This is a genomic window from Mesorhizobium sp. M0207 (assembly GCF_040321995.1).
Classification (GTDB): Bacteria; Pseudomonadota; Alphaproteobacteria; order Rhizobiales; family Rhizobiaceae; genus Mesorhizobium.
Genome location: NZ_JAMYSQ010000019.1, coordinates 60,910 through 78,423 on the forward strand (window position 1 = coordinate 60,910; position 17,514 = coordinate 78,423).

A 17,514-nucleotide genomic window follows, 5' to 3' on the forward strand; every position below is an offset into this window, starting at 1 on the left:
TCAGCCGATCCGGCCGAGGAAGCAGCCCAGCGGCGGCAGCGACAGCGTTCTTTCCTGCAAGACGCCGGCAGCACCGCCAAGGTCTATCGGCTCTATCGCTTCCAGATCCGGTGGCAATTGCCAGCCGGCCGGCTCGTCGGCGAAATTGAAGACACAGAGCAGCTTTTCGTCACCGCCTTCGCGAATGAAAGCAAGGACGTCGCCTTCGGCATCGAGGAACCGGATCGAGCCTCGAACCAGCACCGGATGCTGCTTGCGCAAGGCCAGCATCGCACGGTAGCTCGCCAGGACGGAGGTTTGCTCGCCATCCTGGACGTCGACCGCCTGGGCGCGATGGCTTGCCGGGACCGGAAGCCACGGCTTGCCCGTCGAAAAGCCGGCATTGTCGGCGCCAGCCTCCCAGACCATCGGCGTTCGGCACCCGTCCCGCCCCTTGATCCCCGGCCAGAAGCGGATGCCGAAAGGATCGCGCAAATCCTCGAACGCCAGTTCGGCCTCCTCCAGCCCGAGTTCTTCGCCCTGGTAGAGGCAGATCGATCCGCGCAGGCAGGAAAGCAGCACGATCGAGAATTTCGCCATCCTGTCCGGATCGCCGCCCGGCCTTTTCCATCGACTGACATGGCGCACGACATCGTGATTGGAGAACGCCCAGCAAACCCAGCCGTCGAATACCTTACTCTCGAAGGCCTCGACACAGCCACGCACATGCGACGCCGAGAATTGCGGGCCGAGCAGGTCGAACGTGTAGGACATTTGGAGCTTGTCGCCACCGCCGGTATAGGCGGCGAGTGTCTGCAAGGAACGCGTTTCGTCGCCAATCTCGCCGACAGCGGCGCGGCCTTCATATTCGTCAAGCAAGGCCCGGAAGCGCCTGAGGAAAGCAAGGTTTTCCGGCTGGCTCTTGTCGAACAGATGCTCCTGATAGAGATAGGGGCTGGTTGCCGTATTGGTGCCGGCGACGCTTTCCGCCAAAGGCGGGTTGCTGCGCAGCCAGCGGTCGTGGACGTAATAGTTGACCGTATCCAGCCGGAAACCGTCGACGCCGCGCTCGAGCCAGAACCGCACCGTTTCCACCAGGGCGTCCTGCACCTTTGGGTTGTGGAAATTCAGGTCCGGCTGCGAGGCGAGGAAATTGTGCAGGTAATATTGCCTGCGCGTTGCGTCCCATTCCCAGGCCGGGCCGCCGAAAAGCGACAGCCAGTTGTTGGGGGCGGTGCCGTCGGGCTTCGCATCGGCCCAGACGTACCAGTCGGCCTTGGGGTTGTCGTGGCTCGTGCGGCTTTCGACGAACCATTCGTGCCGATCCGACGAATGCGACAAGACCTGATCGATGATCACCTTCAGGCCGAGCCGGTGCGCCTCCGCAATCAGTGCGTCGAAATCCTCTAGTGTGCCGAACATCGGATCGACGGCGCAGTAATCCGAAACGTCGTAACCCATATCGGCCATTGGCGACTTGAAAAAAGGCGACAGCCAAACGGCGTCGGCACCGAGCGATGCGACATGGGCCAGCCTCGAGGTGATGCCGCTGAGATCGCCGCTGCCGTCGCCTGTCGTGTCCTGGAAGGAGCGCGGGTAGATCTGGTAGATGACGCAGCCGCGCCACCATTCGGCATTGTCAGCCATCATGGCTCTCCCCTGCGCCCGCACACGCTGTCCTGCTTTCGATCATGAACAGGACTGTTCGCCCAGGCACCGGCCGCGAGATATCGCTACTATCCGGTTCGATAGCTGGGCGCCAATGAAAACCCGCCCGTTCCGGCAGCGTGAACATGCAGGCCCGGCGGTCGCCATTGATGACCACCGCAAGGCGACTGTTCTCACCGCTACCGAGAACCATGACCAGCCGGTGCCGCCTGGCATCGTCCCAGGCTGCCTCTTCGAACGGCACGCCGGTTTCCGTCAGCCAGGCTACGTCTGGGATTTCCGAACCCGCAGGCTGTTCTCCGGTCAGGAATGCTGTGTCCAAGAGCGCCGGCACGGCGCGACGCATCCTGGCGAGCAGAGCCGTATGATGCTCGAGCGCCAGGTCGCGCCCGGCCCAGTCGAGCCAGGTGATGTCATTGTCCTGCGCGTAGGCGTTGTTGTTGCCGCGCTGCGTGCGGCCGAACTCGTCGCCGGCCGTCAGCATGATCGTGCCGCGCGAGGCAAAGAGCGTCGCCAGCAGCGCGCGCTGGTCATCGAAACGGGCCGTAACGATTGACTGGTCGCTGGTCTCGCCCTCGACGCCATCGTTCCAGGACAGGTTGTCGTCGTGACCATCGCGGTTCAGTTCGCCATTGGCCTCGTTGTGCTTGTGCCCATAGGCGACGATATCGGCCAGCGTCATGCCGTCATGCGCGGCGATGAAGTTGATGCTGCGGCTCGTTGTCTGGCTTGCTTTGGCAAAGACGTCGGACGAACCGGCAAGCCGCGTCGCCAGGGCACCGATCATGCCGCCGTCGCCGCGCCAGAAGCGGCGGATATCGTCGCGGTATTTGTCGTTCCATTCGAGGAAGGGCGGCGGAAAATTGCCGAGCTGATAGCCATCCGGTCCGATATCCCAAGGCTCGGCGATCAGTACCCGGTCGCCAAGAACAGGGTCGTTGCGAATGGCGTTCAGCAGCGGCGCATCGGCGTCGAAAACGCCGTCGACGCGGCCGAGGATCGGCGCCAGGTCGAAGCGGAATCCGTCGACACCGGCGCGCTGGACAAAGTGGCGAAGCGTGTGGAGGACCATTTCCCGGACGACCGGATGCTCGCAGGCGAGCGTATTGCCGGTTCCGGTGTCATTGACCAGAGCGCCGTCCGGCTCGTGCCGATAATAGGCGCGGCTGTCGAGCCCGCGCAGCGACAATGTCGGGCCGAGCCGGTCGCTTTCGCCGGTGTGGTTGAACACCAGGTCGAGAATGGTGCCGATGCCGGCCTCGCGCAGCGCGGCGACCGTTCCGCGCAACTCGGCCAGACCGCCGGGCGCCAGTCGCGGATCGAGCGCCATGAAGGTCACGGGATTATAACCCCAGGCGTTGCGCAGACCGAGGGGCGGTAAATGCCGTTCGTCGATCGATGCAGTCACCGGCATCAACTCAATGGCTGCCACGCCGAGTTTTTGCAGATGCTCGACAACGAGGGGGTGAGCGAGCGCTGCAATGGTGCCGCGTTGCTTCTCGGGAATGTCGGGATGCAGCTTTGTGAAGGCGCGTACCGGCACTTCGTAGATAAGGCCGCCGGGCCGAAACAGCGGCGGCAAGGCGGGCAAGGGTTCCGGCAAGGCGCCGGCGATGGCTTTCGGCATCAGCGGCGCAGTGTCGGCCCCCTCGCCTCGGCGCGCGGCTAGCCGGCCGTCATAGGCATAGGGCCTGTCGATCTCGACGGCGTAAGGATCGGCCAGCAGCTTGTCGGGATCGAACCAGAGACCGTGTTCCGGCGCGTAGTCGCCATCGGCGCGGAACCCGTATCGGGTCCCGGCGGCGAGACCGGCAACAAAAAGTGCATGGACGCCCTCGTCTTCCGACTGGAGTTCCAGCCGGTCGACTTCGCGGTTGCCGTGTTCGTCGAAAATCGAAACCCAGATGCGCCGAGCCGACGAGGACCATGCGGCGAAGCGGATACCGCCCTCCCCGGCAAGCCCGCCAAATCGCGGACGATAGCCGGCGGATAGTCCCGACGACATCAGGTGATGACGCTCGGCTTGGCGCGGCCGGTATGGCTGCGAATCCCGGCAATGTCGTCGGCCGCCGCGATCAGATCGGCAAGCACCTCCTGGGTGTCGAGATCGTGGCGGTTCTTGTCCGGCTCGTAGCGCTCGACATAAAGCCGCAGCGTCGCGCCCGAGGTGCCGGTGCCGGACAGGCGGAAGACGACGCGTGAGCCGCCTTCGAACAGCACCCTGATGCCCTGGTTCTCGCTGACCGAGCCGTCGACCGGATCGTGATAGGCGAAATCATCAGCGCTGGCGATCGTCATGCCGCGCACGCTGGTGCCAGGCAGCGAGCCGAGCTTGGCGCGCAACTCGCCGACAAGCGCGTTGGCACGATCGGTCTCGACCTCCTCGTAGTCGTGGCGCGAATAATAGTTACGGCCATAGGCCGCCCAATGCTGGGTGACGATCTGCTTGGCGCTTTCGCCGCGAACGGCAAGGATGTTGAGCCATAAAAGCACAGCCCACAGGCCGTCCTTTTCGCGGACATGGTTGGAGCCGGTCCCCGCACTCTCCTCGCCACAGATCGTTGCCATGCCGGCATCGAGCAGATTGCCGAAAAATTTCCAGCCGGTCGGCGTCTCGTAGATGCCGATGCCGAGCTTTTCGGCGACCCGGTCGGCAGCACCGCTGGTCGGCATCGAGCGGGCGATGCCTTTCAGCCCCGCCTTGTAGCCCGGCGCCAGATGGGCGTTGGCGGCGAGCATCGCCACCGAATCCGACGGGGTGATGAAAATTCCCTTGCCGATAATCAGGTTGCGGTCGCCGTCGCCATCCGAGGCGGCGCCAAAGTCTGGCGCATCCGGCCCCATCATCTCGTCGTATAGGTGTTTTGCGTGCACCAGATTGGGATCGGGATGATGGCCGCCGAAATCCGGCAGCGGAATGAAATTGCGGGCGGTGCCGTTGGGCGCGCCGAGCCGGTTTTCGAGGATCTCCTTGGCGTAGGGGCCGGTCACCGCATGCATGGCGTCGAAGCGCATGCGGAAGCCCGACCTGAACAGCGCCCGCAATGCGTCGAAATCGAACAGGCTTTCCATCAGTTCGGCATAGTCGGCGACAGGATCGATGATTTCGACGGTCATGTCCGCCGTCTTGACCGTGCCGATCGTGTCGATGTCGACCTGCCCGATATCGGCGATCTTGAAGCTTGAAATCGCCTTGGTTTTTTCGAAGATCGCGTCGGTCAGCTTTTCCGGCGCTGGGCCGCCATTGCCGGCATTGTACTTGATGCCGAAATCCTCATGCGGGCCACCCGGATTGTGGCTGGCCGACAGGATGATGCCGCCAAAGGTCTTGTATTTGCGGATGACATGCGAAGCGGCTGGCGTCGACAAGATGCCGCCCTGCCCGACCATCACCTTGCCGAAGCCGTTTGCCGCGGCCATGGCGATGGCCTTCTGGATGACCTCGCGGTTATAGAAGCGGCCGTCGCCGCCGATCACCAGGGTTTTGCCCTCGAACCCGTCCAGCGCGTCGAAGATCGACTGGATGAAGTTCTCGGCATAGTGCTCCTGCTGGAACACGGGGACCTTTTTACGCAGCCCGGACGTGCCGGGCTTCTGGTCGGGATAGGGTTTGGTGGCGACGGTGCGGATCATCAGTCAGGCAGCCCTTTTCGAAAGCAGCAAGCGATAGTGTTGGACATATTTTTCGGCGCTTTTGTCCCACGAAACGTCGGCCTTCATGCCTTGCCGCTGCATCGACGTCCACACTGCGGGATTGGCATGCGCCTCGACAAGGCGGCGGACGGCGTGCAGCAAGGCGCCGGCATTGGCGGGCGCAAACTGGAAACCGGTCGCCACGCCGGCAGAGATGGCGGCTTCGTTGGCATCGATGATCGTGTCGGCAAGGCCGCCGGTGCGCGCGACGACCGGCACGCAGCCATAGCGCAGGCCGTAAAGCTGTGTCAGCCCGCAAGGTTCGAAGCGCGATGGGATAATGATTGCGTCGCAGCCGCCCTGCATGGTGTGGGAGAGTCCCTCGTCATAGCCGACGACGACGCCGATGCGGCCGCGATGGCGGGCTGCGGCGGCAAGCAACGCGCCTTCCAGCCCAGCGTCGCCGGAGCCGAGGATCGCCAGCCGTGCACCTCTTGCAACGATGCCGTCGATGGCCGCAGCCAGTATGTCCATGCCCTTTTGCCAGGTCAGCCGGCTGACGACGCAGACGATCGGGCTATCATCGCGATCGAGGCTGAAACGGTCCTCGACCGCGGCCTTGTTGGGCATTCGCGCCTTGAGCGTCTTTGCGGTGTAGTTGGAGACCAGATGCTTGTCGGTTTCCGGGTTCCAGATCTCGGTATCGATGCCGTTGACGATGCCATGGAGATCGACGGAGCGCATGTTGATCAGGCCGTCGAGGCCCATGCCGAATTCGGGCAAGCGGATTTCCTGCGCATAGGTCGGGCTGACCGTGGTGATCGCCCACGCCGCCTGCAGGCCGGCCTTGAGGAAGCCGACGCCGCCGTAATATTCGACGCCGTCGAGCGCCATCGCCGCCGCCGGCAGGCCAAGCTCGCCAAAGATGCCGGCGCCGAACTGGCCTTGGAAGGCTAGGTTGTGCACGGTGATCATCGACGGCGTGCCGACCGCCTTGCCGTAGCGCATGTAGGCAAGCGTCATTGCCGACTGCCAGTCATGGGCATGGACGATATCGGGCAGGTAGCCCGAGATCGCGCCGCCGGCAATATCACCGCCTACCTGGCTCAAGGCCGCGAACCGCCGCCAATTGTCCGGCCAGTCGGCGCCTGTCGCGTTGCCGTATGGGCCGCCGGGACGGTCGAAAAGATGCGGCGCGTCAAGCACGAACAGGTCGAGCCCGGCGATCTGGGCGGCATACACCGAAGCCTTGCCGCCCTGCAGCAATGGATATTGCTGAACCGGCTTCTTTTTCCTGAAGGCGCCCATCACCTGAGGATAGCCGGGGACGAGCGTGCGCATGGTGACGCCCTTGCCGGCCAATGCCACGGGCAAGGCGCCGGTCACGTCGGCGAGCCCGCCCGTCTTGACCAGCGGAAAGATCTCGGGCGCCACCGACAGAACCTGCATGCACTACGATCCCAGCCTGTTGATCATGTCCTGCGTGACGAGGCAGATGCCTTTTTCCGAAACGCGGAAACGCTTGGCGTCGAGGACGGGATCCTCGCCGACCACCAGACCCTCCGGAATCCTGACGCCGTGATCGATGACCACGCGCTTCAGCCTGGCGCTGCGGCCGACATGGACGTCCGGCAGCATGACGACCTCCTCCAGCGTCGAATAGGAATTTATGCGCGCGCCGGTGAAGATCAGGCTTCGCTTCAGCGAAGCGCCCGAAACGATGCAATCGCCCGACACGAGAGACGACACGGCCGACCCGCGGCGGCCATCCTCGTCATGCACGAACTTTGCCGGCGGCTTCAACTCGGCATAGGTCCAGATCGGCCAATCGCGGTCGTAAAGGTCGAGTTCCGGCGTGATGTCGGTCAGGTCGATATTGGCCTCCCAATAGGCGTCGACCGTGCCGACGTCGCGCCAATAGGCCTCGTTCTCGGCGGTCGAGCGCACGCAGGATTTGGCAAAACGATGGGCGATCGCCTTTCCGTGCTCGACGATGTAGGGGATGATGTCCTTGCCGAAGTCCCGGCTCGAGCCGGGCTCCGCCGCATCGCGACGCAATTGCTCCATCAGGAATTTGGTCTTGAACACATAGATGCCCATCGAGGCCAGCGCGAAATCCGGTTTGTCGGGAATGCCCGGCGGATCGGCGGGCTTTTCGATGAAGGAGATGATGGTGTCCTTGGGATCGACATGCATGACGCCGAAGCCCGTGGCTTCCATGCGTGGCACTTCGAGGCAGCCGACGGTGACGTCGGCGCCGGCCTCGACATGCTGGCGCAGCATCATTTCGTAGTCCATCTTGTAGATGTGGTCGCCGGCCAGGATGACCATGTATTCCGGCCCGTAGGCCTCGATGATGTCGATGTTCTGGTACACGGCGTCGGCGGTGCCCTCATACCATTGCGTTTCCGACACACGCTGACTGGCCGGCAGGATGTCGAAACTCTCGTTGCGCTCGGGCCGCAGGAAGTTCCAGCCGCGCTGCAGATGGCGGATCAGCGAATGCGCCTTGTACTGGGTGGCGACGCCGAGGCGGCGGATACCGGAATTGAGCGCATTGGACAGCGCGAAATCGATGATGCGGGTCTTGCCGCCAAAATAGACCGCCGGCTTGGCGCGGCGGTCGGTCAGTTCCTTGAGCCGGCTGCCACGGCCGCCTGCCAGCACATAAGCCATGGCGTCGCGTGCCAGCGGCTGTGTTCGTTTTATTTCAGCCATTCCTATCCTCCCAGGTTAGATGCTCCAGACATAGCTCAGTCCGGGACGAATTCGAGCATGATCGTCGACAGCGGCGGCAAAAGCATCGTCGCCGAAATCCCTCCCCCTTCCGCCCGAGCCTCGACGACGCCGCTATTGCCCTTGCCGGAACCGCCATAATCCGTGGCATCGGTGTTGATGATCTCGCGCCATTTTCCGGCCTGCGGCAACGGCACGCGGTAATTGTCGCGCGGCACCGGCGTGAAGTTGGAAATGACGGCGACCGGGTTGCCGCCCGGCGCGCTGCGCAGCCAGGCAAAGACCGAGTTCGCGCTGTCGTCGACGATCAGCCAGGAAAAGCCCTCCGGCTCGCAGTCGCGGGCATGCAGCGCGGGGCGCGAGCGGTAGAGATAGTTGAGATCGCGCACCGTCTGCCAGACGCCACGGTGGAACCGGAAATCGAGCAGGTTCCAGTCGAGCGCGCGCGCCTCGCTCCACTCGCGGCGCTGTGCGAACTCCTGGCCCATGAACAACAGCTTCTTGCCAGGATAACCCCACATGAAGGCGTAGTAGGCCCGCAGCGTCGCGAATTTCTGCCAGTCGTCGCCGGCCATCTTGTTGAGCAGCGTGCCTTTGCCGTGCACCACCTCGTCATGGGACAGCGGCAGCACAAAATTCTCGCTGAAAGCGTAGACCAGGCCGAAGGTGATGTCGTTGTGGTGATGCTTGCGGAAGATCGGCTCCTTGGAGAAATACTCCAAAGTGTCATGCATGAAACCCATGTTCCACTTGAAACCGAAGCCCAGTCCGCCTTCATGCACCGGCTGCGAGACTTTCGGCCACGAGGTCGATTCCTCGGCGATGGTCATCACACCTGGATGGTGGCCGTAGACCTCCTTGTTCATCCGCTGCAGGAAGCTGACCGCTTCGAGGTTCTCTCGCCCGCCCTTCTCGTTGGGAATCCATTCACCGGCCTTGCGCGAATAATCGAGATAAAGCATCGAGGCGACCGCATCGACGCGCAGTCCGTCGACGTGATATTTCTCGGCCCAGAACAGCGCATTGTTGACCAGGAACGAAATCACTTCGCGACGGCCGAAATTGTAGATCGCTGTGTTCCAGTCGGGATGGAAGCCCTTGCGCGGATCGGCATGTTCGTAGAGCGCGGTACCGTCGAACTTTGCCAGACCGTGTTCGTCAACCGGGAAATGCGCCGGCACCCAGTCAAGGATGACGCCGATGCCTGCACGGTGGGCGCCGTCGACGAAGCGGGCAAAACCGTCCGGATCGCCAAAGCGGGCAGTCGGCGCATAAAGACCCGTCGTCTGGTAGCCCCAGGACGGGTCATAAGGGTGTTCGGAGATCGGCATGAATTCGATGTGGGTAAAACCGGTCTCGACCACGTAAGGGATCAGCCTGTCGGCGAGCTCATCCCACGACAGGAAGCTGCCGTCGTCGTGAAGCCGCCATGACCCGGCATGGACCTCGTAGATCGATACGGCTTCGCGCCTGTGGTCGGCATTGCGCCAGTAGTTCCGGTGCGCCTCGTCACCCCATTCATGCGCCGGCGGCAGTGCCGTAACCGAGGCGGTGGCCGGGCGCAGTTCGGACTTGAAGGCAAACGGATCGGCTTTGAGCGGCAATCTCACGCCATCCGGCCCGATGATTTCATACTTATACGGGCGGCCAGCGCCGATGTCGGGAATGAACAGCTCCCAGATGCCGGTGTCGCGGCGGATGCGCATGGTATGCCTGCGGCCGTCCCACTCGTTGAAGTCGCCGACCACCGAGACACGCCTTGCATTGGGCGCCCACACCGCAAAATGCACACCCGATGCACCCTCATGGTCGATGAGATGGGCGCCGAGCTTGTCGAACAGCCTGAGATGCGACCCTTCGGCGATGTAATAATCGTCCAGCGGGCCGAGCACGGGACCGAAGGAATATGGATCGGTCAGCCACCAGTCACCGCCGGAATTCCTGGCGTGATAGCGCAGCGGCTGGCGTTTGCGCAGCGACAATTTGCCTTCGAAGAAACCGCGGTCGTCGTGTCTCGACAGCTCGCCGGCCTTCTTGCCGGTCAGCGTATAGGCGGTGACGAACTCGGCATGAGGGACGAAGCAGCGGGCGACAAAGCCCTTCCCCGCCTCATGCACGCCAAGCACGGCAAACGGATCGCCGTGCGTGCCGGCGACAATCGCCGCGACATCGTCGGCTGGCGCCAGTCCGTCCGGCCCGCTTGTCGCAACGGTCGCGCGCGGCTTGCTCATCAGGCAGTGACCCTCCCCGGGCACCAAGTGTATGTTTCTAGTGAAGTTTTGAGTTCGACAGTCGCCATGCCGCCTTACCCTCCAAGGGATGCGAGGGTCAAATCACTCCACTAGGGCCACATTGTTCCTGGTCTCATGCAATCACATCAGGCGGGCACGTGCCAGATGTCTTTCGCATATTGGCGAATCGTTCGATCGGACGAGAACCAGCCGACGCGCGCGACATTGCGGATCGCTCTGGCGTACCAGTCCGGGCTGTTGCGCCAGACGGCATCGACGTCGCGCTGGGTGGCGGCGTAGGCATCGAAATCCGCGGCGACCATGAACCAGTCGCTCTGGTAAAGGCCGTTGATCAGGTCGCGATAACGGTCCGGATCATCAGGTGAAAAAACCCCGGACGAAACCGCGGCAAGCGCCTGCGCCAATTCAGGCGATCCCTCGATCACAGCGCGCGGATCGTAACCATTGTTGCGCCGCTCGGCGACTTCCTCTGTGGTCAGCCCGAAGATGAAGATGTTGTTGTCGCCCACACATTCCTTGATCTCGACATTGGCGCCGTCGAGCGTGCCGATGGTCAGCGCGCCGTTCAGCGCGAACTTCATGTTGCCGGTGCCGGACGCTTCCATGCCGGCGGTCGATATCTGCTCCGACAGATCGGCGGCCGGCATCATGATCTCGGCCAGGCTGACATTGTAGTTCGGCACGAATACCACTTTCAGCAAGCCGCGTACCGCCGGGTCGCGGTTGATGACTCGGGCGACGTCATTGGCAAGTTTGATGATCAGCTTGGCGTTGTGATAGCTGGGCGCCGCCTTGCCGCCAAAGAATTTGACGCGAGGCATCCAGTCGCGCTCCGGATGCGAGCGGATCTGGTCGTAAAGCGCGACCGCTTCGAGAATGTTCAAGAGCTGGCGCTTGTATTCGTGGATGCGCTTGACCTGGATGTCGAACAGCGCCGACGGGTCGACCTTGATGCCGAGCCGGTCTGCAACGAGATTGGCAAGCCTCGTCTTGTTCGCCCGTTTGACGGCGGCGAACTTGTCGCGGAAGGCGGCGTCCTCGGCAAGAGGATCAAGCCGGTTTATCTCGTCGATGTCGTCGAGGAAGCCATCGCCAATCGCCTCTCGGGTGAGTGCAGTGAGGCCGGGATTGCACTGTATCAGCCAGCGCCGCGGTGTGATCCCGTTGGTCTTGTTGTTGATGCGATCCGGGTAGAGCCTGTGGAGGTCGGCAAACACCGTCTCCTTCATCAATTCCGTATGCAGTGCCGAGACGCCGTTGATCGAGTGCGAGCCGACAAAGGCCAGATTGCCCATACGCACGCGGCGATCGCCATTTTCCTGGATCAGCGAGATGCGGCTGATCTGCTCGTCCGAGAACTGGTCGGAGGCGCGCGCCTCGAGCAGCACCTCGGCGTTGATGGCGTAGACGATCTGCATGTGGCGCGGCAACAGCCGCTCGAACAGCGGCACGGGCCAGCTTTCCAGCGCTTCGGGAAGGAGCGTGTGGTTGGTGTAGCCGAAAGTGCGCTTGGTGATGCTCCAGGCCTGGTCGAAATCCATGCCGTGGACATCCATCAACAGGCGCATCAACTCGGGGACGGCGATGGCCGGATGGGTGTCGTTAAGATGGATCGCCGCCTTGTCGGGCAGCGATTGCAGGTCGCCATACTGGCTGAGATGACGCTGGACGATGTCCTGCAGCGAGGCGGTGGAGAAGAAATACTCCTGCCTGAGCCGCAACTCCTGGCCGGCCTTGTGGGAATCGGCCGGGTAAAGGACGCGCGACAACGCATCGGCCTTGTTGCTTTCGGCGAGCGCACCGATGTGATCGCCGGCATTGAACTTGTCGAGCAGGATCGGGTCGACCGGCATGCCGGACCACAGACGCAGCGTGTTGACGCGGTTGGCCCGCCAGCCAACCACTGGCGTATCGTAGGCAACGGCCAGAACATGTTCGGTCGGCTTCCAGACGTGCCGCTCGAGCCGGCCGTCCTTCGAGGTGATCGATTCCACCGAGCCGCCGAAACCGACCTCGAAGGAGCGTTCGCGGCGCTCGAACTCCCAGGGATTGCCGTGATCGAGCCACGTCTCGGGCAGCTCCACCTGCCAGCCGTCATGGACCTCCTGCCGGAACATGCCGTTGGCGTAGCGGATGCCGTAGCCATGCGCGGGTATATTGACGGTCGCCATGCTTTCCATGAAGCAGGCGGCGAGCCGGCCAAGCCCGCCATTACCAAGGGCAGCGTCCGGTTCGAGCGCTGCAATGATGTCGAGGTCGACGCCAAGCGACGAAAGCGCCTCGCGCATATTGTCCATCAGGCCGAGATTGGAGAAGGCATCGCGCATCAGGCGGCCGATGAGGAATTCCAGCGACAGGTAATAGACGCGCTTTTCCTGCTGGGCGTAGGCCTCTTGGGTCGCCTGCATCCAGTGATCGACTATGCGGTCGCGTACAACCTTGATCGAGGCGGTGAGCCAATCGTACTGGGTTGCAACGTTGGTGCCCTTGCCGAGCCTGTATTTGAGGGCTTGCAAGACTTCCTCGGCGAGCGTCTTGGGATCCGGGTTTTTGAGCGTGGGCAGAGGAGCTTCGGTTGTCATCGCGCGCGTCATGCTGCCTCTCGTGACGTTGCCAGGATCATGCGGCTTTCACCATCTCTGCCAATGCTAGTGCATCCCACCGGATGTTCAATCGATTCAGGTGATCGCAAGCCGGGTTGCCCTGCGGCAATTTGGCATTTGGAAACAGCGCATTTGGGACCCTTGGCGATGGGCCTCAAGTTCTTGCTCAAGCCGCCAGCGCCGCTTCCGGCGGCACCTTGGCGCCCGTCATGAAGGCGACCGCGTCGGACATCGTATACTGCTTCGGATCGATGACGCACAGGCGACGGCCGAGCCGGTGAATGTGGATGCGGTCCGCCACCTCGAAGACATGCGGCATGTTGTGTGAAATCAGCACGATCGGCAGGCCTCGCTTCTTCACGTCGAGAATCAGTTCGAGGACGCGGCGGCTCTCTTTGACGCCAAGTGCCGCCGTCGGCTCATCCATGATCACCACCCGGCTGCCAAAGGCGGCGGCGCGCGCCACCGCCACGCCCTGACGCTGGCCGCCGGAAAGCGTTTCCACGGCCTGGCTGATGTTCTGGATGGTCATCAGGCCAAGCTCCGTGAGCTTGTCGCGGGCGCGCTTTTCCATCGCCGGGCGGTCGAGCATGCGCAGCCATTCGCCGAGGAACCCCGGCTTGCGGATCTCCCGGCCGAGGAACATGTTGTCGGCGATGGACAGCGCCGGCGACAGAGCCAGGTTCTGATAGACTGTTTCGATGCCGGCCTCCCGTGCCTCCATCGGCGACTTGAACGCAACGGGCTTGCCTTCAAGTCGTATCTCACCTTCGTCGGGCACGACCGCGCCGGAAATCGCCTTGATAAGCGACGACTTGCCGGCGCCGTTGTCGCCAATGACGGCAAGGATTTCGCCCGGATAGAGGTCGAAATCGGCGTTGTCGAGGGCGGTGACGCGGCCATAGCGCTTGACCAGACCGCGCGCGATGAGGATGGGTTCCTGGGTCATGGCTATGCCGAAACCTTTCTGATCCATTGATCGATCGCCACGGCGCCGATGATCAGCACGCCGGTGAGCAGCACCTTCCACTGCGGATCGGCGCCCAGCATGTTGAGGCCCATCGAGACGACGCCGACGATCATGGCGCCGAACAGCGTGCCGAGGATCGAGCCGCGCCCGCCGAACAGAGAAATACCGCCGATCACCGTCGCGGTGATGGCCTGAAGATTGTAGTCGGTGACAGCGGCGGAAGGAGAGATCGAGCCATTGCGGCCGATGGAGACCCAAGCTGCGAAGGCGGCAATCAGCCCGGCAAGGGCATAGACGGTCATCAGCACCTTCTTCGTCTGGATGCCCGACAGTTTCGCAGCCTCCTGATCGTCGCCGACCGCGTAGACATGGCGGCCCCATGCGGTGTGGTTGAGCACGTACCAGAGGACCAACACGAGAACGACCATGGCAATGACGCCAAGCGTCAGCACGGCCGTGCCGACCTTAAAGCTCAGGGCAAACAGGTGCAGCAGAGGCGCCTGGACGTCGACGTCGGTGTCGCGGATCGTCTCATTGGCCGAATAGATGAAGTTGGTGGCCATGACAATGTTCCAGGTGCCGAGCGTCACGATGAAGGGCGGTAGCTTCATGTAGGCGACCAGCACACCGTTGAGCAGGCCGCACGCGCCACCGGCGAGAAGCCCGATCGCCACCGCGAGCACGGCCGGCATACCGTAGCTGACCGCGCAATTGCCCATGATCACAGCCGAAATCACCATGATCACGCCAATCGACAGGTCGATGCCGGCAGTCAGGATCACCAGCGTCTGTGCGGCGCCCAGAATGCCGACAATGGCGATCTGCTGAAGGATCAGCGTCAGCGTATAGGATGAAAAAAAACGCCCGCCGATGGTGATACCAAAAATAATGATAGCCAGAACCAACACGATAAGCGGCACCGCTGCCGGCGTGGAATGCAGGAAATGCTGGGCACGCTTGACGGCCGATTTATGGTCGTCGAACGCGGCGACGCTTGTGTCGCTGCTCGATAGAACTTTTTCGAATTCTTGTGCTTGAGCCATGTTTCCTCCCCTGGGCTTCGGCCAACCGCCGACGCCATCCACGCCTTCCGGTCTGCCGCCGGCACTATTTGCGTTTAGATCGGCACATCGTCCACCCGGAGCGGCCGGGGATCAAGCCCCGGCCGATCGCGATCTGTTGCCGGTCAGGCCAGGCTCAACCCCAGCACTTGGCGAGGCCTTCCTTGGTGTCGATGGACTTCACACCGTTGGCGGGCTTGTCGGTGACAAGATTGACGCCGGTATCGAAGAAGTTCTTGCCTTCGGTCGGCTTCGGCTTCGTCCCGTCCTTGGCGAAAGTGGCGATCGCCTCGATGCCGAGCGCCGCCATTTGCAGCGGATATTGCTGCGAGGTAGCGCCGATCACGCCTTCGGTCACCGATTTCACGCCGGGGCAGCCACCGTCGACCGAGACGATCAGCACCTGGCTTTCGAGACCGACGGCCTTCAGCGCCTGGTAGGCGCCGACAGCTGCGGGCTCGTTGATGGTGTGGATGACGTTGATGGTGTTATCCTTCTGCAGAAGGTTCTCCATCGCCTTGCGACCACCCTCTTCATTGCCGTTCGTCACGTCGTGGCCAACGATGCGCGGATCGTCCTCGTCGCCGATCTTGTTGGGGTCCTTCACGTCTATGCCGTAGCCCATCATGAAACCCTGGTCGCGCAGCACATCCACCGTGGGCTGCGACGGCGTCAGGTCGAGGAAGCCGATCTTGGCATCCTTGGCCTTATCGCCAAGCGTCGCGGCGGCCCATGCGCCGATCAGCTTGCCGGCTTCCAGATTGTCGGTCGCGAAGGTCGCGTCAGCCGCATCGATCGGATCAAGCGGGGTGTCGAGCGCGATCACCAACAGCCCGGCGTCCCGCGCTTTCTTCACGGTCGGCACGATACCCTTGGTGTCGGACGCGGTGATGAGGATACCCTTGGCCCCGTCGGCGATACAGCTCTCGATTGCAGCCACCTGGCTCTCGCTGTCGCCGTCGATCTTGCCGGCGTAAGTCTTGAGATCGACGCCAAGCTCCTTGGCCTTGGCCGCCGCACCTTCCTTCATCTTGACGAAGAAGGGATTGGTGTCGGTCTTGGTGATCAAGCAGGCGCCGACCCCGGCGGCCGATGCCGTCGACGCAAAGGCCATCAGGCTCAGTCCGGCCGCGGCAAACACGGTGGATTTCAACAGTTTTGACGTGGTCACGATTTTCCTCCCATGGAACCATTTAGGATGCCGGCCAACCGGCATCTGCAGCGCGTCCGACGAAATCTCCCAGTGTCGGCGCCGACCTCAAGAGACACCAGTCCGGCAGCACTGTCAATAATTAAATCACTCTTATTTATTATTGACAACGCAGGATTGTTCACTCACTCTAGACCAAAAGCATTGAGGGGAAACGACGGGAGGAACAGGGTGGAGACCGGCATTACGAGGCACGGCTCGCCCGATGCGGCCGAAAGCCGCCTGCACCGCGGCACCAACCAAAGCGGCATGCGGGACCACAATGAGCGGCTGGTGCTGTCGCTGGTGCGCCAGCACGGCAGCCTGGCCAAATCCGACATCGCACGTATGACCGGCCTTTCGGCGCAGACAGTGTCGGTCATCATGCGCGAGCTGGAGGAGGACGACCTGCTCGTCCGCCAGGCGCCGTTGCGCGGCAAGATCGGCCAGCCCTCGATACCCATGGCGCTCAATCCCGACGGCGCCTATTTCATCGGCCTGAAGATCGGCCGCCGCAGCGCCGAATTGGTGCTGATCGATTTCCTCGGCAGTGTGCGCTCGATGCTGCAGCATTCCTACCGCTATCCGGCGCCGCGCGAAACGGTGGAATTCGTCACAAGCGGCATGAAGAAGATGCGCGGCGAACTCACCCCGGCGCAGGATAAACGCATTGCCGGGCTTGGCATCGCCATGCCGTTCGAATTGTGGAACTGGGCCGACACCGCCGGCGCGCCGCGTGAAATCATGGACGAATGGCGCCATCGCGACATCCGCGCCGATATCCAGGCGCAATGCGAATTTCCAGTCTATCTGCAGAACGACGCCACCTCGGCCTGCGGCGCCGAACTCGTGTTCGGCCACGCGGCGGGTGCGGCACGCGATTTCGTCTATTTCTATATCGGTGCCTTTGCCGGCGGCGGCATCGTGCTGAACGGCCGGTTGTTTGGTGGCCCAACCGGCAATGCCGGCGCGCTGGGCTCGATGCCGGTGCCAGGGCCGGACGGCAAGCCGACGCAGTTGATCGACGTGGCGTCGATCGCCATGCTGGAAAAGGCGCTCAACGCGCGCGGCATCGAGGCCTCGCATCTGTGGACATCACCGGGGGACTGGGGCGAGATCGGCGCCGAGCTTGACGACTGGATCGCCAGCGCCTCGCAGGCGCTTGCCTATGCCATCGTTTCGGCCTCCTCCGTCATTGACTTCGATGCCGCGGTGATCGACGGATGGATGCCGCTTGCCGTGCGCAGGCGGCTTGTCGATGCCGTTATCCAGGCCATCGGCCGGATCGACGGCGAAGGCCTGAGGCTGCCGGCCGTTCGCGAGGGAACCGTCGGCATCCATGCGCGGGCGCTGGGTGGCGCCAGCCTGCCGCTGTCGGAGCGCTTCCTCATCGGCTCGACCACGATTTCCCGGAGCTTCTGAG

11 protein-coding genes are annotated in these 17,514 nt (G+C 62.8%); 1 reads left to right on the forward strand and 10 read right to left on the reverse strand.

All coding sequences use genetic code 11. The features are described from left to right. The 10 genes from bglA to NKJ15_RS23165 all read right to left on the reverse strand — a co-directional run bounded on the left by bglA (window position 1) and on the right by NKJ15_RS23165 (window position 16,016). Window positions 1-1,629 carry a beta-galactosidase BglA gene (gene bglA / locus NKJ15_RS23120; RefSeq protein ID WP_352817750.1) on the reverse strand — a complete coding sequence of 543 codons (1,629 nt, stop codon included), beginning with the start codon at window positions 1,627-1,629 and terminating at the stop codon, window positions 1-3. After that, on the reverse strand, window positions 1,619-3,652 hold the full coding sequence (glgX, locus tag NKJ15_RS23125; protein WP_352817752.1) for a glycogen debranching protein GlgX: 2,034 nt from the start codon (window positions 3,650-3,652) through the stop codon (window positions 1,619-1,621). The genes bglA and glgX overlap by 11 nt, the downstream gene beginning before the upstream one ends. Beyond that, the gene (locus NKJ15_RS23130; protein ID WP_352817755.1) at window positions 3,652-5,280 is read right to left on the reverse strand and encodes an alpha-D-glucose phosphate-specific phosphoglucomutase; all 1,629 of its coding nucleotides are present in this window, start codon (window positions 5,278-5,280) and stop codon (window positions 3,652-3,654) included. The genes glgX and NKJ15_RS23130 overlap by 1 nt, the downstream gene beginning before the upstream one ends. 3 nt (window positions 5,281-5,283) lie before the next feature. After that, entirely contained in the window at window positions 5,284-6,729 is a 1,446-nt protein-coding gene (glgA, locus tag NKJ15_RS23135) for a glycogen synthase GlgA (protein ID WP_352470956.1), read from the reverse strand. Between the two features lie 3 nt (window positions 6,730-6,732). Next, on the reverse strand, window positions 6,733-7,998 hold the full coding sequence (gene glgC, locus NKJ15_RS23140; RefSeq protein ID WP_352470955.1) for a glucose-1-phosphate adenylyltransferase: 1,266 nt from the start codon (window positions 7,996-7,998) through the stop codon (window positions 6,733-6,735). 35 nt (window positions 7,999-8,033) lie between these two features. Beyond that, a complete protein-coding gene (gene glgB, locus NKJ15_RS23145) occupies window positions 8,034-10,247 on the reverse strand; it encodes a 1,4-alpha-glucan branching protein GlgB (RefSeq protein WP_352470954.1) in 2,214 nt (737 codons plus the stop codon). A gap of 146 nt (window positions 10,248-10,393) precedes the next feature. Next, entirely contained in the window at window positions 10,394-12,862 is a 2,469-nt protein-coding gene (locus NKJ15_RS23150; protein ID WP_352470953.1) for a glycogen/starch/alpha-glucan phosphorylase, read from the reverse strand. A gap of 175 nt (window positions 12,863-13,037) precedes the next feature. Next, window positions 13,038-13,820 (reverse strand): ATP-binding cassette domain-containing protein, encoded by a 783-nt coding sequence (locus NKJ15_RS23155; RefSeq protein ID WP_352470952.1) that lies wholly within the window; start codon window positions 13,818-13,820, stop codon window positions 13,038-13,040. Between the two features lie 2 nt (window positions 13,821-13,822). Continuing rightward, window positions 13,823-14,884, reverse strand: a complete 1,062-nt coding sequence (locus NKJ15_RS23160) for an ABC transporter permease (RefSeq protein WP_352503463.1) — start codon at window positions 14,882-14,884, stop codon at window positions 13,823-13,825. 154 nt (window positions 14,885-15,038) lie between these two features. Beyond that, a complete protein-coding gene (locus NKJ15_RS23165; protein WP_502893787.1) occupies window positions 15,039-16,016 on the reverse strand; it encodes a sugar ABC transporter substrate-binding protein in 978 nt (325 codons plus the stop codon). A 267-nt stretch (window positions 16,017-16,283) separates the two neighbouring features. Here NKJ15_RS23165 and NKJ15_RS23170 point away from each other — a divergent pair, with 267 nt between their 5' ends. Then, window positions 16,284-17,513: an ROK family transcriptional regulator gene (locus tag NKJ15_RS23170; protein WP_352470950.1), complete on the forward strand. Its 1,230-nt coding sequence runs from the start codon at window positions 16,284-16,286 to the stop codon at window positions 17,511-17,513. Window position 17,514: the final 1 nt, after the last annotated feature.